Annotated in this window: 13 protein-coding genes; 7 read left to right on the top strand and 6 right to left on the bottom strand. The window is 49.0% G+C overall.

The window, feature by feature from the left end; translation table 11 throughout:
• Positions 1–259: 259 nt before the first annotated feature.
• The 4 genes from QUB64_RS24865 to QUB64_RS24850 form a co-directional block, all read right to left on the bottom strand.
• Positions 260–958: a ribonuclease HII gene (locus tag QUB64_RS24865; RefSeq protein WP_333275985.1), complete on the bottom strand. Its 699-nt coding sequence runs from the start codon at positions 956–958 to the stop codon at positions 260–262.
• A 68-nt stretch (positions 959–1,026) separates the two neighbouring features.
• Positions 1,027–3,372, bottom strand: coding sequence for an Rne/Rng family ribonuclease (locus QUB64_RS24860; protein WP_333275983.1), 2,346 nt, complete (start codon positions 3,370–3,372; stop codon positions 1,027–1,029).
• A 1,044-nt stretch (positions 3,373–4,416) separates the two neighbouring features.
• A complete protein-coding gene (locus tag QUB64_RS24855; RefSeq protein WP_333275981.1) occupies positions 4,417–7,191 on the bottom strand; it encodes a TIGR03960 family B12-binding radical SAM protein in 2,775 nt (924 codons plus the stop codon).
• Between the two features lie 140 nt (positions 7,192–7,331).
• The gene (locus QUB64_RS24850; protein WP_333275979.1) at positions 7,332–7,685 is read right to left on the bottom strand and encodes an STAS domain-containing protein; all 354 of its coding nucleotides are present in this window, start codon (positions 7,683–7,685) and stop codon (positions 7,332–7,334) included.
• A gap of 382 nt (positions 7,686–8,067) precedes the next feature.
• On the opposite strand from QUB64_RS24850, the gene QUB64_RS24845 reads away from it, so the two are divergent.
• Positions 8,068–8,262, top strand: coding sequence for a hypothetical protein (locus tag QUB64_RS24845; protein WP_293155487.1), 195 nt, complete (start codon positions 8,068–8,070; stop codon positions 8,260–8,262).
• A gap of 621 nt (positions 8,263–8,883) precedes the next feature.
• Here QUB64_RS24845 and QUB64_RS24840 read toward each other — a convergent pair.
• Both QUB64_RS24840 and QUB64_RS24835 read right to left on the bottom strand, forming a co-directional pair.
• Positions 8,884–11,712 (bottom strand): PAS domain S-box protein, encoded by a 2,829-nt coding sequence (locus tag QUB64_RS24840; RefSeq protein WP_333275977.1) that lies wholly within the window; start codon positions 11,710–11,712, stop codon positions 8,884–8,886.
• 797 nt (positions 11,713–12,509) lie between these two features.
• On the bottom strand, positions 12,510–12,695 hold the full coding sequence (locus tag QUB64_RS24835) for a hypothetical protein (protein WP_333275975.1): 186 nt from the start codon (positions 12,693–12,695) through the stop codon (positions 12,510–12,512).
• Positions 12,696–13,462: 767 nt separating this feature from the next.
• Between QUB64_RS24835 and QUB64_RS24830 the strand changes: the two genes are divergently transcribed.
• The 6 genes from QUB64_RS24830 (at position 13,463) to QUB64_RS24805 (ending at position 19,415) form a co-directional block, all read left to right on the top strand.
• The gene (locus QUB64_RS24830) at positions 13,463–14,188 is read left to right on the top strand and encodes a DUF502 domain-containing protein (RefSeq protein WP_333275973.1); all 726 of its coding nucleotides are present in this window, start codon (positions 13,463–13,465) and stop codon (positions 14,186–14,188) included.
• A 392-nt stretch (positions 14,189–14,580) separates the two neighbouring features.
• Positions 14,581–15,213, top strand: a complete 633-nt coding sequence (nusB, locus tag QUB64_RS24825; RefSeq protein WP_333275971.1) for a transcription antitermination factor NusB — start codon at positions 14,581–14,583, stop codon at positions 15,211–15,213.
• A gap of 9 nt (positions 15,214–15,222) precedes the next feature.
• A complete protein-coding gene (locus tag QUB64_RS24820) occupies positions 15,223–15,408 on the top strand; it encodes a hypothetical protein (protein WP_333275969.1) in 186 nt (61 codons plus the stop codon).
• Positions 15,409–15,451: 43 nt separating this feature from the next.
• Positions 15,452–17,134, top strand: a complete 1,683-nt coding sequence (ftsY, locus tag QUB64_RS24815; protein WP_333276018.1) for a signal recognition particle-docking protein FtsY — start codon at positions 15,452–15,454, stop codon at positions 17,132–17,134.
• 564 nt (positions 17,135–17,698) lie between these two features.
• Entirely contained in the window at positions 17,699–19,186 is a 1,488-nt protein-coding gene (locus QUB64_RS24810; RefSeq protein ID WP_333275967.1) for a PP2C family protein-serine/threonine phosphatase, read from the top strand.
• Positions 19,176–19,415 carry a hypothetical protein gene (locus QUB64_RS24805; protein ID WP_333275965.1) on the top strand — a complete coding sequence of 80 codons (240 nt, stop codon included), beginning with the start codon at positions 19,176–19,178 and terminating at the stop codon, positions 19,413–19,415. Before QUB64_RS24810 ends, QUB64_RS24805 begins: the two co-directional genes overlap by 11 nt.
• Positions 19,416–19,656 lie beyond the last annotated feature (241 nt).

Raw genomic sequence — 19,656 nt, 5'->3', positions numbered from 1 at the left:
ATTTTAGATTTTAGATTTTAGATTTTAGTAACTAACCGTAGGGTGCGTCAGGGGGTGTTTTTTGAGTCGGTAGTCAAAACATTCTAACCTGACGCACCCTACTACAATAGACTCAACTATTTTGTCAGGTGCGTCGCTATAAGATTGTCGATATTTCTTTGGGAATTTTTCAGGGCGACGCACCCTACGACTTGGGAACCGTTGATTAACGCAGATTATTGAAGGAATTGAGAGCTAATTCTGGCGATTCTAGTCTATTTTAAGATTCTCGGCAAGGACTAAATGACACCCGGTGAAATACAGACACACCACAACGTTCTAAAGCCAATTTATGTTTTTTTGTACCATATCCTTTGTTGTTTGTCAAGTCATATTCTGGATACTTGACGGCCATCCGCAGGATTAATTCATCGCGCCAAACTTTGGCGACAATGCTGGCGGCGGCAATCTGAATCGATCGCGAATCACCTTTAATCATAGTCTCTTGGTCGATCGCCAAATTGGGTATTCTTTGATTGCCGTCAACCAAACACAAATCCGGCGTGACATTTAACTTCAAAATCGCCCGCTTCATTGCTAACAAAGAAGCCTGCAAAATATTCAGGCGATCGATCTCCCGCACCGAAGCCGCACCAATTTGACAGTCAACCGCCACAGCCCGGATTTTGACGGCTAACCGACTCCGAGCTGCGGCACTCAACTGCTTGCTGTCGCGCACGCCGCAACTTACTAATTCACCCTGAACCTCGTCGGGCAAAATGCAGGCCGCAGCCACCACTGGCCCGAACAAAGCTCCTCTTCCTACTTCATCGACACCTGCAATTATCCGAGGGAGAGAGGGAGAGGGGGAGAGGGGGAGAGGGGGAGAGGAGGAGAGATGGAAAGATGGGAAGAGAGTAAAAATTTCTTCTTCTTCCTTCTTCCCTCTTCCTTTTTCCTTCTTACCTTGAACTTCCATCCGTTACATCCGTTACATCCCGTACACCGCTTCGTTGCCGAACTTCCCTCGGACTTCTTCCTTCATAATCACTCATCCAAAACGGCTGATGAGCGGCGGCGGCGGCGGCGGTTGATCGCAGGCTCCTCGGGTTCGCTCGATTCGATCGCCTCATTGAATTCGCTCGACTGATTTGATTCGATCGGCTCATAGGATTCGATCGGCTCGTGGGATTCGATCGGCTCATAGGATTCGATCGGCTCCTGGAATTCGATCTGCTCCTTTGAGAAAGCCATCACATCGTCGGCTTCTTCCTCCATCGGCTCAAAATCATCAGTTTCGTCGATCGAACTTTCGCCGTAAATTTCAGCCTCATCATCATCATCAGCATCATCATCATCCTCAGCAAATACCGGATCGACAACCGACATTTCTGAATAATAATCCTGTTCCTCAACATTCTGTGCTGGCGCCGGCGGTTCAAATTCAAATTCGAGCTGCTCAAAAGGTGGCTTATTCGGGGGAGATCCGGGGAGTGTCACGGAAACGATCGCATTTTTAGGATTTTTGACGGTGCGATCCGTCATTACCAAAGGAGAAACCCCCATCACAGCATAAACATCCTGCTCTTCTGGCGTCATTTCCACCGAAATCACCTCGGGAGGCTCCACCATCGGCTTCAGCAGCTCAGACTTAGCTGGGCGAACGCGATCGAAATCCTCGCGCCTGCCAACAGCAGCCATATTCACCAGCCCGAAGCCCTCAGAAGCTGCCCGGATACCGGGGGGAGCCTGATACTCAGAGCGCGTTTCCGCCACGGGCGCACTCGAAGTATTCGGCAGTCGCAACTTGCTGCGCACTGGTTCCTCCTCCACCGCCACGGCAAAAGGCTCTTCGCCAATCCGCCGCCGCCGCCGCCGTCTGGTGCCGTTGCCCAAATCCTGATAGCTGGGATGGTTGAGCAAGTCCAAAGCCGAGGCGTTGCCGCCGGTTTCAACAAAATCCAAACTTTCGCTCTGAGGTTCCCAAGCAGCCCGAGCAGGTTCGGGGGAACGTTCTTCTCTGACTGGTGCAGGAGTTGCAGAAGCTACGGGCGCCAAGCTGCGGCGTTCCAATCCTTCTGGCAAATTCAACATCACCCGGTTGGAGGTAGCCACAGTGCGATCGGCCGATTCCCGCACCGCTGCGGCGAAGTCTTCTTCGCCCGGGAGTTGCACCAGATGGCCCAACCCGCTGCAAGTAGGGCAACTGTGGCCGAACAACTCGTAAATATTTTGACCTTGGCGTTTGCGGGTGAGTTCTACCAGTCCCAATTCCGAGAGTTGAGCGATTTGCGGCCGAGATTTGTCAGCTTTGAGAGCTTTATTGAAATGTTCCAGCACCTGCAACTGATCGCGGCGGGATTCCATGTCGATAAAGTCAACAATAATCACCCCGGCAATATTGCGCAGTCGCAGTTGTCTGGCAATTTCCGTTGCTGCTTCGCAATTTGTCCAGAGTACAGTTTCGCGAGCTGTTGCCGATCGAGTAAACGAACCAGAGTTGACATCAATTACCGTCAATGCTTCTGTCGGCTCGATAATCACATAACCGCCCGAAGGTAAATCTACCCTCGGTCTGAGGGCTTCTCGAATCGCCGCGTTGACGCGGAAAAATTCTAAAATCGAGGCGCGTTCTCGGTGGTGGTCGATCAAAACTCCCGCAGGAAGTTTACCACCGTTCCAGCTCATCAACTGCTGCTTCACCCGCTTAATGCCATTTTGCGAGTCCACCACAATCCGGTTCACATCACCGCTGAACATATCCCGCAACACCCGCTGGATAAAATCATCATCGCGGTTGAGCAGTGCCGGCGCCCGCGTGGAACCGCCTTCAAGTTGAACGGCTTCCCACTGCTTTTGCAGGACTTCCAAATCTTCCATGATGGCTTCTTCGGTCATGCCTTCGGCTTCGGTGCGCACCAGCAGCCCCATCCCGGCCGGTTTCACCAAAATAGCCAGGGCTCGGAGGCGGTTGCGCTCGGCTTCCGACTTGATTCTGCGGGACAGATTGACTCCCCTGCCGTAGGGCATCAGTACCAAATAGCGACCCGGCAGGGTAATGTTGCCTGTCAGCCGGGGGCCTTTGCTGCCCGTCGGTTCTTTCATCACCTGTACCAGCACTTTTTGCTGGGGGGTGAGGAGTTCTGTAATTGCTCCTGCCGATCGTTTGAGCCGCAGCGGGCCGAGGTCTGTGACGTGCATGAACCCGTTGCGTTCTGGGTCGCCAATATTGACGAAGGCCGCATCTATCCCAGGGAGTACATTTTCGACAATTCCCAAGTAAATGTCACTGACTTGGTGGCTACCTGTGGCTACCACGAGTTCTTGGATTTGATCTTCGGAAAAAACGGCAGCAATGCGATGCTGCTCTGCTATAACTATCTGCTTTGTCATTCAATTTCCTCAAAAAACTGGCAGCAAGTTAGAGACACTAACGCGCTTTGAGTGCCTCTGACTTTAACTGTAATTAGTAGTAGCTTGAAGAGTTATTAGCTGTGGGTTGGTGGAGGGTGGAAGGAAATTTAACTGTTAACTGTTCACTGTTACAGATAAAAAAATTAGTTAAACCCACCCGATCGAGAGTTATGAGTTATGCTCAGCAGATAAATCTGAGAGATAGAAATAAGGAGGCTTTTATCGAGTTAGCAATATTGAGTTTTAAGTTGAGAATTGCTTTTCTCAATACTTCAAAATTCAACACTTGCAACTCTTCCTTTGAACTCAGCGAATAAATTCAGCGACACTCTCACCAATTTCTTAACACACAACTGAACACACAACTTTACACTACGAACTGATAACTCCGCTTGCGTGGTGGTTGAGGGCTGGTTTTGAGCGAAAGTTAAGTAGGATTGAAAGCGCCTAGACTTTTGTTGAATTCTTGCGCGATCGCACTCAACAGACTCTACTTTTGGCATTCGACTGCAACCTCCGCCCCGCCAACCCTAAAACCAGGTAAGTCGATTTTAGATTTTAGATTTTAGATTTTAGATTTTAGATTGACTCCAGAGATGAATCAGGGAGCAGGAACCTTAGTCTAAAATTTTGAGATCTCCACGAATTAAGTCGGGGCTTGTCTCCGTTTTCGATCGAGGTCAAAAACATCTATTGTTGAATACCCGCTCTGCGGCTTGAACCATGAGATTTTTGACTAAGCCGACGATCGACAACCACTCGATCGAGCGAAATTAATCCATCAATTTGGTTCGTGCTCCGCTCCTGCGGGTTTGGCGCTAGATTTAGCCCGTGAATGTACAAAAAGGCTTGAAGTCTTGAACAGAAGCAGTTTGCACCCAGCCCGCGTTGCTGGTTGACTCTTAGCGACGAGCGACTAAAGCGCTCAAGCCGCCGCGGCTTCCATAACAAGCAATTATAGCGTGAAACGATACATCCCGATCGAGAGCCGAGGGTGAAATATTCCACCACGGCTTCCCTATTTTAACAATAACCCAAGATTAGCTGACTGCGCTGAACTTGCAGAAGCTGAATTTCTTGCTGGCTAACTTGTTCGAGCATGAAAACAAGATGTTCGGGCTTGAGCAAGTTACCGTCGCTGCGACAACTGCCGGTATAGCGCAACACGACTGTAGCTTCAGATTGCTCTATAAGCTCTAGTTTGTGCAGCCGATCGCGCAAATTGACATCGTGAGTCTTTCCCGACTTAGTAGTGTGCACCCGCCAAAAAGCCTCTGTTTCGGCGATCGCCTGTACCCAAGCCTCCCAATTGGCACTATCCGCGACGGAGACAGCAGCAGAATTCTCCCGGTCAGATTCGCCATTTTCTGCCAGCAAGCCTGTTGTTGCGACAGTGATGACATACTCCGCAGCTTCTAACAACTGATTGGCAGAAGGAGCTTTGAGATCGATCTGCTCAACCCTGTAAATCGGGATATTCGCCGGCAAAGTCGCCGCCAATTTTTCCCAAAAAACCTCAAGTTCGATCGACTCAGTGAGTTCAAAATCAGCAATTTCCCCAGTGCTCGTAACGCCCAGAGGCAGGGCATTTGCCACAGAAATCCGAGGATTTGGGTGGAAGCCGCCGGTAAACGAAATGGGTAAATCGGCCCGACGGACAACTCGATCGAACAATCGGAGTAAATCCAAATGACCAACCAAAGCCATATCGCCCACCTTCCCAAACCAAACCCGAAAACGCTGTTTCCGTTCTGTATTCGGCACAAACTCCCCAGCAAACTCAGGAATTGGCAGCGCATCCACAACCACATTGTGTCCGAAATCAGTGCCGCAAACCCCGCAGCGCGAACACCCTTCAAAGGAACAATCGGGAACCGTCGCAGCTTCCAAAGCCTTTTGCAAATCAAGTTTTAGCCAATTTTTATCGATTCCCGTGTCTAGATGATCCCAAGGTAAAGGCCGATCGAGAAACATGGGAAGCGCCGAAGAAGATTGGGAGATTGGGATATTTGGGGAGATTGGGATATTTGGGGAAATCTTCGTTGATTCCTGGGAATTCTGACTTGTATCCGTTACATCCGCTACAAAATCCGTTGCCGAACTTGCTTCTTCCTTCTCAAACAGATTCCATTCGCCACTTTCGACTTGGCGATATTTCCAGGTAAGGCCAGATTCATCGATCGCCCTTGTCCAAGCCTTGTAAGCCTTATCCAAACTTTCCCACCAAGCATCCATACCAGCGCCAAGTTCCCAAGCGCGACGGACTACAGCACCCAAACGTCGATCGCCCCTACCGACAAAATCCTCCATTGCCGAAATCCGCACATCAGTGTAATTCACCTTAACGCCCCGCATCCCCCGAAATTCATCCTTCAGCAATCTTTGCTTGCGGGTAAACTCAGCAGTAGAAACCGAATGCCACTGAAAAGGAGTGTGAGGCTTGGGCGTAAAATTAGAAATTGTCAAATTAAAATTCAGTCCGCGCCGGCCAACTATCCTGCATTCCCTGTGCAACCAGCGGACTGTTTCGGCGATACCCAGAACATCAAAATCTGTTTCTCCCGGCAAACCGATCATAAAATACAGCTTGATTTTATCCCAACCGCGATCGACCGCAGTTTTGACACCCCGAAGCAATTCTTCGTTTGTCAAACCTTTGTTAACGATGTCGCGCATCCGCTGCGTACCAGCTTCCGGGGCAAAAGTCAAACCACTTTGCCGCGTACCGCCGAGAATGTCGGCAATATTATCGTCAAATCTGTCAACCCGCTGGCTGGGTAAAGACAGAGAGATATTTTTGTCTTTGAGGCGGTTTTTGATTTCCATCCCGACAGCCGGGAGCGCCAGATAGTCGGAACAACTCAGGGAAAGCAGGGAAAACTCGCTGTGCCCGGTGGCTTTCATCCCTTGTTCGATCGCCTCTACGACTTGCTGGGGTTCCACATCGCGGGCGGGGCGAGTCAGCATTCCCGGTTGACAGAAGCGACAGCCGCGGGTGCATCCCCGGCGGATTTCCACTGTCAGTCTGTCGTGTACTGTCTCGACGTAGGGAACTAGGCCGATCGAATAAGCTGGTATGGGAGTCGCCACGCGGCGCAGAATTCGTTCTGGGACTTGCGGGCGGTTGGGATGAACAGAACCGTCTGCCAACATATCGTAGAATTGCGGCACGTAAACGCCGGGAATTTGCGCTAAATCCAGCAACAATGCTTCTCGGCTCAAATTGTTAGTTTTGCCTAATGCCAAAATCAAGCTAATTTCTGGCAGCAATTCTTCTCCATCTCCCATCGCGATGAAGTCAAAAAAGTCAGCGTAGGGTTCGGGATTGGATGTTGCGGTTTGTCCGCCAGCAAAAATTAGTGGCAAATCGCCGCCATTTTGGGCATTTGTCGCTCTTTCTTGCCAAGTTAGGGGAATGCCGGCTAAATCCAGCATTTCCAGAATGTTTGTTGCTCCGAGTTCGTAGCTGAGGCTGAAGCCCAGAATATCAAATTCTGTGAGCGAGATCCTGGATTCTACTGCAAACAGGGGAGTTTTGGTCGATCGCAGTTTTGCTGCTAAGTCTGCTGCGGGCAAATAAGCTCGATCGCACAACTGTCTCGGTAAGGCGTTCAAAATGTTGTAAAGGATGATGTGCCCCAGATTGGAAGCACCAACTTCATACACTTCTGGGTAAGTGAGCACCCAGCGTACAGACGCTGCATCCCAAGGCTGGCGCGCGGCCCCCAACTCGTTTCCTAGATAACGAGCAGGCTGATTGATTTCTGCTGTAAGTAATTCTTCGACTTTTACTGCCACGGCTCGACTCGCTCTCATACTTGCGACTAGACAGCAGCCTACCTTAAAATCTGCCAACACGCCAACGGCAGTGCTCTGTCTTTTCGGGCATTTAACTCAATTTGCTGTATTTTTGCTGGTTTTCACCGATGAGTGAGGTTCTACGAGTAATTTTTTATACTGGAGTTTGCAGCTTCAAAGCTCTCGACATTTTCAAAGATCTCAAAAACTCGATCGAGTTTACTGAGTTCCAGAACCATCCTAATCCCGGCGGAAACTGAGCAAATACTAAACCTGCGCCCCATTTTTTTCGCCTGCTTGAGGCCGGAAATGAATGACATCAAACCCGCACTGTCAATAAATGTGACTGCGCCCAAATCCACGAGTACCGCTTCTACTCCGGGGGCTGAAATTGCTGTGGTTAGTTGCTGTCCGAATTCTCCGGCTGTGGCTGCATTCAGGTGGTCTAGGGGTCGAATCACTGTAATTGGTTCCTGGGCAAGAAGTGTCTGCATATATCAAACCTATGGTTGCTACGTATTTTCCACTACTTCACTGGACGGATGTAAGCCTAAACCTACTTGATACCTACGAGCCTAACTCGCTCTGAGGAAAACCGATCAGTAGTTTTGAGTAGTTTACGGAATCTTTATTTATTTAGTCTTTTTTATGAAATTTTCCGCAAGATTTGGGGAGTAAAGGTAAGCTACTATACTATTTTTTCTTGATCCGACTAGCTTTAGTGTAGGCAATGGTAAAAATTGCGATCGATCTTACCCTAGCTGTTAGGTTAAACTGAGAAATGTAATTGAAATCACTGGTTAGTTCTGATTTAGATCGCGTACTCGATCGACTGTTAAGATCAAAATTAAACTGTACGGAGTTCTCCGATATACTATGCAAGCAACTCATGCTATTCGTCAACTTGTAGAAAAAGCCCTCTACATTAAGCAGTTGACGCCTGACATTGAAAACGAAATCAACAACGAGCTCACCCGTTTGGGCTACATCTCGGATATTGATTATGAGGCTTTAGAGTTATTGATGGACGAAATGGATGCCGGCCGGGTGCAATTGGTATCGAGTCGATAGTTGGAACCGGACGGGGCTGGAAAAATCAAATAGCGAAAAAAATCCTTGCACGGCGGGAAATACAAGGGTGCCAGAAGCATTGACTGCGGTACGGTATTTTTCCAAGGTCGCACTAATTTGCTGAACTTGATATTTGAGGAGCTGGTTTTTGCACCTCAGTATCAAAAACTACAAACTTTGACCTAAATTAAATCTATTACTTTTGGGGCTTGACAAATGAGCTGCGATAGTGATTAATTTTAATGATTACTGTTACCGGACTGAGGCAGAAAGCCGGTTTGTAACGATCGCAATTAAATTAGTTTGATGGTTCGGACGAAGAGTCCTCTCTCGTTTGATGAGGACTCTTCGTCCTGACTACAAACCCGATCGCGCTTATTTGACCGGACTAGATATAAATCAGGGACGATCGCCAGTTGTGTAAAGTTTTGTAAGAAATCAGCGGGATTTGCATAAAAAAGAACAAGTTGCGCCGATAGCGGAAATAGAGAGACAAAACCCTGCCGCCGATAGAGTCGGTCAATGTGTATCTAAAAGAAACGTTTTTCGGCCCGATTAAACGATCGCTAGAATCCAATAAAACTGATTTGTAGTGAAGATTTTCATCCTCGCCGAGTCCATCTACAATCTAAAATCGATCGCGCGCGCCGCCAAACTTGCCACCACCGCCACCAACTCACCAGGATCGAAAGGCTTGGACACGTGAAGTTGAAAACCCTGTCGCAGCGCCCGCACCCGTTCCTCTACTGTACCGGCAGCCGTGAAGGCCAGCGCCGGAATTTCCCTGTCCGCCATTCGCGATCGCATTTGCCGCAGCAAAGTCTCTCCATTTTCCGACTGCATCCCGATATCGATCGCCAACACATCCAGATTCAGCCGGGGAATCGCTTCCAAGGCTTCCTTTCCCGAGACAGCCATCTCCACCAGGGCCCCGCAATCTTCGAGGACTGTACGCGCAAAATCCAGGGAATCCTCGTCGCTATCGACCACCAACACTCGCACTCCAGAAAGGTTGCTGCTGACAAAAGACTCATTTACAGGGGCTGGCGCCTTACTTTCTAGAACCGCAAAATCCGCCGCCGGGCCAACAGAAAATCCGCAGTCTCCCTCTCGCTGTTTAATTGGCAATCTCACGAAAAAACTCGCTCCTTGTCCCTTCCCGGCAGATTCCGCTTGCACCGTCCCCCCGTGCATTTCCACAAAATGGCGCACTAGAGCCAAACCCAAACCCAATCCGTCGTACGATCGCGTTGTAGAGCCGTCAGCTTGGCTGAACCGCTCGAAAACGTGTGGCAAAAACTCTCTCGCAATCCCTTGTCCCGTGTCGCTGACCTCAATTTCCACCGTAGCCGGCGACAAATTTTCAGAGCAGGCGGATGGCACGGGGGTACTCATCCCCTCCACCTTCCGCAGCCCCAGCCTCACCAGTCCTCCGTCAGGAGTAAACTTAATCGCATTCGACAGCAAATTCCACGCCACCTGCTGCAAGCGTCCGGAATCGCCAAAAATCCGCCCCGCAGTTTGGTCGAAATCCGCCACAATTTCAATATTTTTTGCTCCAATCGCCGGCCTCAAAGTATCGATCGCAGCCTCAACAATCGAAATCAAATCCACCCACCGCAAATTCAGGGAAAGTTGGCCGGTAATAATCTGCGACACGTCCAACAAATCCTCGATCAGAGTTGCCAGCGATCGCGTATTGCGATCGATCGTCGAGAGAGCCTTAACAGTCGTTTTTTCATCAAACTTCCGGTGTCGCAGCAGTTGCGTCCATCCCAGCATCGCATTCAGCGGCGTCCGCAATTCGTGGGACAAAGTTCCCAGAAACTCGTCTTTAATCCGGTTCGCCCGCGCCAATTCCTCAGCTCGATCGTGCAGTTCTGTTTCCAACTGCTTGCGAACCGTCAAATCCAGAATAAAAGCCACAGATTCTTGCCGCTTTTCCCCCAACAAAATATACCCCACCAACACCGGAATCCGGCTGCCATCGGGTCGAATGTATTCCTTTTCGTAGGGAGTACAAACGCCCTCCGCCTTTGCCTCTGCGATGCCGATCTCGTCCAGCGGTAGGTACTCCGGCGGTGTAATGTCAATCCAGCGGAGTTCCCCGCGCTGCAACTGTTCCCGCGTGTAGCCCACCAGGCGCAAAAATTCGTCATTAGCCTCACTGATGCCGCCGTCAACATCGCCGAAGAGAATTCCGATCAAGTTAGATTCTGCCAACATTCTCAGCTTTTCTTGACTAGCTTTGAGTGCAGCTTCTGCTTGCTTGCGATCGCTAACATCTTGGATGTAAGCTGACACACCAGAATCGGAAGGATAAAAACGCACCTTCAACCACTTATCCCATAACGGCACAAATTCTTCATACTCGACCATTACCTTTTCTGCTAATGCTTTGGCAAGCATTTTGTAAGACGGTAAATCCCTAGCCCAGGGATGTACTTCCCAAATATTTTTACCGAGCAGTTCGACTTGTGACTTGCCTAAAAGCTCAAGAGCTTTGTGGTTAATATATGTGTAGTTCCCGTTTAAATCTACCGCGACAAAAGCGTCGGTAATGCTTTCGAGAATGTTAGTAATTCGAGCGTTTGCCGATAGTAGCGCTTGAGCTGTTTCTTCTGCTTGCTGGCGAGCTGCTTGTTCGTTTTCCAAAGCGGCAGCGCGTTCTAGTTCTGCCAGTTTGCGATCGCTAATATCGATGCAAGAAGCGATGTAACCGGCAAAAGTGCGATCGGGTCTGTAGCGGGGTACACCCGTACCCAAAACCCAGCGGTATTCACCGTCAGAGCGCCTCATGCGACATTCAAACCGATACTCCACCCTAGCATCGAAAGCCGCCGCGCAGCCATCCAAAAATTGCTGCAAATCATCGGGGTGTATGCTTTCCATCCAACCGGTGCCGATTTCTTGCGCCAAAGTTCTACCGGTAAAATCCAGCCAAACTTGGTTAAAGTAATCGCAAAGTTTGTCAGTGTCCGACATCAAAATCATCACCGGCGCGGTATCTGCCATCATCCGAAATCTCGCTTCGCTCTCCTGCCGCTGTGCTTGAGCTACTTTGCGATCGATCCGTTCTTGAACTTCCCGCAGCGCCCGCTCCATCGACGGCACCAAGCGCGTCAAACGGCGTTTGAGAACGTAATCTGTAGCGCCGCTTTTCAAAGTTTCGATCGCCACTTCCTCGCCCAAAGTAGCAGACACAAAAATAAACGGCACTCCCGGACAAGTAGCGCGAGCTATTTCCAGCGCCGCTATCCCGTTAAAACAAGGCAGCATATAATCTGCCAAAATAATGTCATAACAGTTGTTTTCTAGCGCGGCGGCAAAGTCTTCCCGCGTTTCCACGCACAGCAGAGTAAAGTCGAGACCGCCATCCATGAGATAGGCCTCAATCAGTTCGGCATCTAGGGGACTGTCTTCTACTAAGAGGATATTGAGGGTTTTCACAAAAATTCCTTTAGATGTTTTACTTAAATATTTAATCAAAATCCCTTGAATATCTCCATTATTTACTCAATTCCCATCGCCGATCTAAAGAAAATATAAAAAATTGCTCAGCTTTCTGTTTGAACGTCTGCCCAGTTTGCGACTGCATCGCCAGCTCTGCTCAAAAAAAAATATCTTTGTCAGCCCTGAACGCACAAAAACCCGGTTAAGACCCACAATCATAGGTTGTGATACCAGTATAAAAGGAGAATGCAACCGTAGGCCCGTGCTGCAAGACCATACATAATCAGTCATTCCTAATTCCGATCAAATGGTTGGATCGTCGCGGCTTTCGGCTCGCGCGAGCCGAAAGTTTCTCGCCGAAGCCTCAAATGCGATCGAGCGATCGACCTTAACGCAGAAACCTGGTTTTTGACTTCATTTGCGTCCCAGACTGTTTCTATAGCAACTGCCGGGAACACAGCCATCTATCCCAAGATGGATCTGGTGCCAACTCGTTCTAATTCAGAAACCCGGCTTCTTTAAAAAAAACCGGGTTTTCGATCGCAACAGACAATTTAAATGTGTTAATCTTGGACGTAAAAAACTCCGGTTTCTAGGCAACGTACTTAGTCATACCCTCACCTTAGCAAAGTATGTATTTGTTGTCAATTTTGGTTGACAAAAGTTGCAATTAGAGGCTCAGCGAGCGACACAATAAGTAAATCAACTTAATCAAACGTAAAATACGGATAACTAAAAAGATTGCTGTGTATATCTTCTTACCTTCTTCCGACTTCACGCTTGACTTCTTTCTTCTACTTAGTAGCTCGATCGTCAGGCAATCTGTTAGCCTGCCCAACCTCAATCCCAATTTGCAGCGAATCCAAAGCCGGATTTTCGGCCAGCAGCTTTGGCGTCAAATTCCGATTCAGAACTTCCCAGAAATCTGTTTCATTTGGATAATTAGCCAAGAAATTGTCTAGGGTTTTGTAAATTGGCACTAAATCGCGAGATACCTCCTGCGTAATTCCGCGTTTTACTGATAGTTGACATCAATATTCAGGTTATTCAAACCCAGGCGATCGATCGAGTAATTAGAAATCTTGAAATCCCACCCTTGCCCGAAGGAATGAGAATTAAATAACTTACAATGCGTGATGGTTCTTGTGGGATGGGCTCTTGAGCATCGTCCAGAAAGGGCAGAAAGGGCCCGACACCCCACAAACTTGTGTAAATTATTTAATTCGCGATCCTAATATACCATCTGTAGCGCCAGTAAAAGCAATGGCTTCGTCGGTCAAACATCCAAATTAACCGTCAGCGACGAAATTGCCGGATTGTCAGCAAGCACTTGGTGGGGTGCGATCGCGGTACAATCACCAAGGGTCTTGCTCTAGTCCGCCGCATCTTAAAAATTCAACTGTTGTGGAAGCAGCCCAAAAGCTCTCTACAGGAAACGCCCCGACTCCCTGGGCCTCAACGCTGTTACCTGATTTGTTAAGTCGGAGGTAAATTGTCTTAAAATATACAATATGGTGAGCTGTGGCACAGCCCGCATACATTAAAAGCAGGCGCTTTCTTTGCAATAATTCTTTAAAATATAGGTACAGCACCGCCAATTTCTAGCTCTTCCGCGCTCGGCAAGGGTAGGGTTTGGCAGAATAAAAGACGATCGTCCATAGTGACTTCCAGTAAAGCCCGTGCAGTTGCTTTAGTCTCAGCTTTATTCAGGTTCTTGGCAACCAGTTACGAGGAGATTTGACCCGCCGTGCTCCAACGCATCAAACAAGACTTAAAAAACGACCTGATCGCAGGTCTGCTGGTAGTGATACCCTTAGCTACCACCATCTGGCTGACAATTACCGTCGCCAGTTGGGTGATCAATTTTCTCACCAAAATTCCCAAGCAGATCAACCCTTTTGACGGACTCCACCCGATTTTGGTGAATCTGCTAAATCTCTTAGTAGGGCTGGCTGTACCCCTGCTGAGCATTTTAGTCATCGGTTTAATGGCCCGCAACATCTTCGGGAAGTGGCTGCTAGACTTTGGCGAACGTGTATTGCAGGCAATTCCCCTAGCGGGCTCGGTTTACAAAACCCTGAAACAACTGCTGGGAACTATCCTCAAATCTAATGACAAATTTCGCCGGGTGGTGTTGGTAGAGTATCCCCGGCGGGGAATCTGGACTTTGGCATTTGTCACCGGTACGATCGAGAGTAACGACATTCCCTCTCATCTTTCCGGCGAAAGCCCGATCGGCATTTTCATCCCCACCACTCCCAACCCCACCACCGGATGGTACGCTATAGTCCCGGAAGCAGATGTAGTCAACTTGTCAATGTCGATCGAAGATGCCTTTAAAGTCATCATCTCCGGTGGGATCGTCAACCCCAGCAACTCAGTTGCAATCACCACCGAAAAGCCCCCTGGTAAAACACTCGAACCTTTGGTATCCGAATCAAGATACCAGCCTGTACCAGTCGAAGAAGATTAAACCAAGATCAGACGGCGGTTGAAACCGCGCCTAGAAAAACATAATTTCAACCGCCGAGTCTTCAACCCACGGAGGTGGGTTTTGTTTATGTAGACGCGGTTTCAACCGCCAAATCTTCAACCCACGGAGGTGGGTTTTGTTTATGTAGACGCGGTTTCAACCGCCAAATCTTCAACCCACAGAGGTGGGTTTTGTTTATGTAGACGCGGTTTCAACCGCCGAGTCTTCTAATAACAGATAATATTTGTCCAAAACCTGCTCAGAAACAATCGTCACCGAGGGCGGGTTTTTTGCGAAATTTTCTGCTAAAGTCCAAGTCTATGGTCTGAACCAGGGCATAGCAATCTCAACAATTACGAAATTCCTAAAATCCCAATTCCTATCTAAAAACTATGAAAAAAGCACGCGAAACAGCACGCGAACTCGCACTCCTCGGCATCAGCCAACTGCCGGCGAATCCAGAACTCTTAGAAGCTAAGAAACTGCAAGATGTTCTCCTCGCCGCCATCCGCACCCTGACAACAGAAGTTCAAGAATCCCTAGAAGCAGCAGCCTCCGAAGTACAGCGGAGTAGCGACAAACTTCTGGCTAGCGAAATCCGCGCCGCCGATATCCAAAGTGCTAGAGCAATGGTGCGGGAAGCAGTCGAACTCACCCAAACGGCGATTAACCGTCTGGGTTCAGCGATGGAGTTTCCTGAACTTCTCCAGCTTGCTAACCAGCAAGATGTCCGCACCTATGCTTTGCAAATCCTGACGAAAGTCAGCGCCAACCGCGTTCAAATTGACGAATTGCTCTCGGAAGCCCTCGTAGACTGGCAAATCGATCGCCTGCCGAGGATCGATCGAGATATCATGAGAATCGCGATCGCCGAAATCCTTTATCTGGGCTTACCCGAACAAGTCAGCGTCAACGAAGCCGTTCAACTGGCCAAACGCTACAGCGGCGACGAAGGACATCGGTTTATCAACGGAGTCCTCCGCCGAGTCGTCGATAAAATCAATGCAGAAGTTGTGAGTCAGTAGTCAGTGGGCATGGGGCATGGGGCATCTTGCCCGCTCGCGAAGTCGAAGGGTGGGCATGGGGCATTGGCAAAACAGGCAAAACAGGTTAAACAGGTCAAACAGGCAAAACAGGCAAAACAGGGCATTGGTCGTTGGTCATTGGTTATTGGGGATCGACAATCCGCAATCCGCAATCCGCTCTACACTAAGGACTGATGACTAATGACTAATGACTCTTCTTTATTCCCCATTTACTTCTATGGTTTTTAATTGGTTTCGTCGCCAGTACAGCGAAAGCGGATCTTCTGAAACAGAAACTCCCCCCGAACAAACCCCAGATAAGTCGGCAAAATCCGCACCAGTTGAGCCTCAAACGGATGCAGCAGAGGAAAGCTCCCCCGCTGTAGCCGAAGATTATCTCAATTGGGCTAAAGCTGCTTACAAAAATATTCAAAAACAGCAAAAACCTGAAACAGCAGAGGCTGAAGTTCCAGCAGCCGAAACAAAAGTTGCAGAAGTTGCAGAAGTTGCAGAAGTTGCAGAAACTGTTGCAGAAGTTCCAGAAGTTGCAGCACCAGCACAGCTTGAATCTACCGAGGCTCAAGAAATCGATGCAGCTAGCCCTGTAGTGATTCCAGAACCTCTGCAACCAATAACTGAGGCGATCGCGCCTCAACCTGTTGCTCAAAAATTAGAAGTTACAGCAGAAAATATAGAAATTGCCGAACCTGCAACTGAGATCTCGATCGCACCTGAAGACTCCGCAGCCGAAGCCCTGCCGTTTTGGGCCAGAGCTCAGGCCGATCGCATGGAACGCATCGAACGCCTCAAGGAAACCGCCCTTGAGGAACCAGAAGTCATCGCAGCCGCCGCCGAAAGAGCCGCAATTATCCAAGAAATCCCCGGCTTCGCCTTTGACGAAGGCTTCCTGTGGTCATCAGAAATCCTCGCCAGTCAAGGCCGCCGGCCAGATCAAGTCTCCGTCGAGGAAATTACTTGGCTGCAAAAACTGCGCCAAGGCTTAGAAAGAACGCGCCGCAGCTTAATTAACCGACTCAAGGCGATCGTCGGTCAAGGCCCGCTCAATCAAGACGCGGTAGCCGAAATCGAGACATTGCTCTTACAAGCCGATGTCGGAGTCGCAGCCACCGACATCATTATCAACCGCCTTCAAGAAAGACTCAAACAAGAAGTCTTGCCGCCAGAACAGGCTCTAGCTTTCCTCAAAAGCATCCTGCGCGACATTCTCGACGCTCCGACAGCCGAAACCGCGGCCGGCAATCCCGCCTACAGCCTGACTTTTGCCCCGGAAAAAGACACTTTCAACATCTGGTTAATTGTCGGAGTCAACGGTGCGGGCAAAACTACGACGATCGGCAAACTCGCCCACATCGCCCAAAAATCAGGCTACAAAACCCTGATAGCCGCCGCCGACACTTTCCGCGCCGCCGCCGTCGAACAAGTGAAAGTTTGGGGCTCCCGCAGCGGCGTCGAAATTATTGCCAATCCAGGGAAAAATACCGATCCGGCTGCTGTCGTGTTTGATGCGATCGCCGCCGCCACCGCCCGAGGCACAGAATTGCTGATCGTAGACACCGCAGGCCGCCTGCAAAACAAGAAAAATCTGATGGACGAACTAAGTAAAATCCGTCGCATAGTAGATAAAAAAGCCCCCGGCGCTACCGTAGAATCTCTACTGGTCTTGGATGCCACACTGGGTCAAAATGGTTTGCGACAGGCAGAAGTGTTCGCAGAATCTGCAAAATTAAGCGGAGTAGTATTGACAAAACTCGACGGTTCTGCTAAAGGTGGTGTTGCCCTAGCAGTAGTGCAACAGCTAGGCCTGCCGATCCGGTTTATTGGAGTTGGGGAAAGCATCGAAGATTTGCGCCCGTTTTCTAGTTACGAATTTGTGGAAGCCCTACTGGATTTTAGATTTTAGATTTTAGTATTGATGAGGTATCTATAGCCGTCCCGATTTTTGGAAGCGGATACAGAGCTTCAAAATCTTAAATCCTTAACCTCAAACTACCATCGCAGGACTTGCGCCGATCGCCACCGGGTGAGTGAAAACTAAACATCTAGAAACAATACCTTTGCCCAGTTCTTGCACGGGTTGGGCCCCACGTGCGAGCCAAAGCTGGTCAAATTAAGCTCAAATATAGTCTCAGTCTGCTATCTGATTGCACAGTCTTCCCGATCCCCCCTAACCCCCCTTAAGAAGGGGGGGACAAGAGCGTCAAAGCCCGCCTTATTAAAGCGGAAAATCGTCAAAGTCCCCTTATTAAAGGGAAAAATCGTCGTCAAAGTCCCCCTTCTTAAGGGGGATTTAGGGGGATCGAGACCGAGCTATAAACGAGATTTGTTAAGGATTTCAGGCTGAAATTTATACCAATGCCCTACTGCCCAACCTACTTGCTCGAAAAAAACCCGGGTTTCTGTTCAAGTGGCGCGTAAGTCTTCAATCATTCCTCCTCCTTTTAAGATCGAAAATCACAAATCTAAAATGACTGCTGTGCCTTTGCCTCGCCCCTCACCTCAACCTGCTGACCGCCCTCCGGGTCGCAATTCCACCGACGCGACGCCAGTATTTGCCCTCAAAGAACTGGTGGCGCGCTTGCACCGATACCAGCACAACGTTCAAGATATGTTGGGCTCGCTGGGATTTGCCCTGCGCAGTTTTAATAATCTCAACCAATTTTTGGAGTTGGTGCCTTTGGTGGCGACTCGCGTTACCGAGGCCGACGGGGGAGCTTTAGTGCTGTTCAAACCCAACGGTCAAGTCAGGTTCCAGCAGTTGCACTGTCAGGAAGGACGGCAGTGCCAAGATATCCGAAAAGCGCTGGAAATAGCCACCAGGCAAGCTACGGCAGGTGCGGGCGCGGCTGGTGAATCTTTTTCGGAAACCTCTGGGCAAACTTCTAGTCTAGACCTGCAAGTAAGCCGTTATTTGGGCCCGGATGTTCATTTGTTTGGGGCGCCAATTTTAGTCAAAAATTTGGAACGCGGACGGCTGTTTGTTTTTAGCAGTGACCCGCAATATCTATGGACTCCCGGCAGACAGAAATTAGTTCGGTTGGTGGCGGATCAAACCGCCGTGGCAATTTGCAAAGATGAACTTACTGTTAAGTTGGCGGAAAAAGAACGCTTGGACAGAGAGTTAGAAATTGGGGCGGAAATTCAATTGCGCCTGCAACCCCGCAGTTGTCCCAAAATTCCCGGTCTTGACGTGGCCGCCCGCTGCCAAACTGCTAGCAGGGTCGGCGGTGATTATTATGATTTTATTCCCGCTGACTATGACCCGATCGGCAAGGACAATGAGGGGGAACACCCCCCATCCCTGATTAAAAATCTCAAGTCCAAAATCGACAAGGGCCGCTGGAGCATCGTAATCGGCGACGTGATGGGCAAAGGAGTGCCGGCTGGCCTGTTGATGACGATGACGCGGGGTATGCTGCGGGCGGAGGTTTTGAACCGCCACTCGCCTGCGAGAATTTTGCAACATTTAAACCGGGTAATGCACGCGGATTTGGAAAATTCCCACCGTTTTGTGACTCTGTTTTATTCGGAGTATGACCCGAAAACTCGCGTTTTGTCTTACAGCAATGCTGCTCACCACCCGCCTTTGCTGTGGCAAGCTGCAACTAATTCGATCGTGCGGCTCGATACTTTGGAGGGTATGTTGATTGGCCTGGATGCTGATTCGCGCTACCAAGAAGCTCAAGTGCAATTGCAGCCTGGTGATACTATTATTTATTACACCGACGGATTTACTGATGCTGCTAATCAAAGGGGCGATCGCTTTGATGAGGATAACTTGACCGCGGCTTTTCAGTGGGCTTGTCAAAATTATCAGCAGTCTGAGGAAATTTTGGATTATTTGTTCGATCGCGTTCACCAGTTTATCGGCATCGGCAACCGCAATGAAGATGACATGACACTGGTTGTACTTAGGGTAACACCGACCACAGGAGAAAATCACCATGATAGTTAATTTAATGCCGGAAATTATTGCTGGATTTACTAGCTCGATTCCTTGGCATGACGCCGTTCATTTGTTAGTTGTGAAATCTCATTTGAGTTCGACGGTGATTTTGGGTCAAAGCTACGAAATTTTTACGAATTTCCAGAAAGCTTGGCACAATTTTGTTTCGACTGGTCAAATAGGAGCTTTTTTTATAGGTATGTTTGTTGGCTGGTTCTTTAAGGGAATGTTTCCTTAGATTTCTAGTGGGATTTGAGGCATCGGCAAGGGATTTAAAAGGTTACAGTATCAGACTTCAGTCCTTTCTGATGCAGGATAATTTTAATAATTTTGTAGTCAGGACTTCAGTTTTTTATAGTCAATACAGGTATAAAAAGTTTGATCGTTCGGACTTTAGTCCTTCCGGAGGACTAAAGTCCTTACTACGAACCGGAGGACTAAAGTCCTTACTACGAACCGGAGGACTAAAGTCCTTACTA

The sequence above is a fragment of the Microcoleus sp. Aus8_D2 genome (genome assembly GCF_036702665.1).
Lineage (GTDB): Bacteria > Cyanobacteriota > Cyanobacteriia > Cyanobacteriales > Microcoleaceae > Microcoleus.
This window is presented reverse-complemented; position numbering and strand designations above follow the sequence as displayed.

Coding starts and splice junctions, on each gene's coding strand:
- ftsY (WP_333276018.1), top strand. CDS start 15,452: ATGGTTTTTAATTGGTTTCGTCGCCAGTACAGCGAAAGCGGATCTTCT.
- QUB64_RS24810 (WP_333275967.1), top strand. CDS start 17,699: ATGACTGCTGTGCCTTTGCCTCGCCCCTCACCTCAACCTGCTGACCGC.
- QUB64_RS24845 (WP_293155487.1), top strand. CDS start 8,068: ATGCAAGCAACTCATGCTATTCGTCAACTTGTAGAAAAAGCCCTCTAC.
- QUB64_RS24805 (WP_333275965.1), top strand. CDS start 19,176: ATGATAGTTAATTTAATGCCGGAAATTATTGCTGGATTTACTAGCTCG.
- QUB64_RS24865 (WP_333275985.1), bottom strand. CDS start 958: ATGGAAGTTCAAGGTAAGAAGGAAAAAGGAAGAGGGAAGAAGGAAGAA.
- QUB64_RS24860 (WP_333275983.1), bottom strand. CDS start 3,372: ATGACAAAGCAGATAGTTATAGCAGAGCAGCATCGCATTGCTGCCGTT.
- nusB (WP_333275971.1), top strand. CDS start 14,581: ATGAAAAAAGCACGCGAAACAGCACGCGAACTCGCACTCCTCGGCATC.
- QUB64_RS24850 (WP_333275979.1), bottom strand. CDS start 7,685: ATGCAGACACTTCTTGCCCAGGAACCAATTACAGTGATTCGACCCCTA.
- QUB64_RS24820 (WP_333275969.1), top strand. CDS start 15,223: ATGGGGCATGGGGCATCTTGCCCGCTCGCGAAGTCGAAGGGTGGGCAT.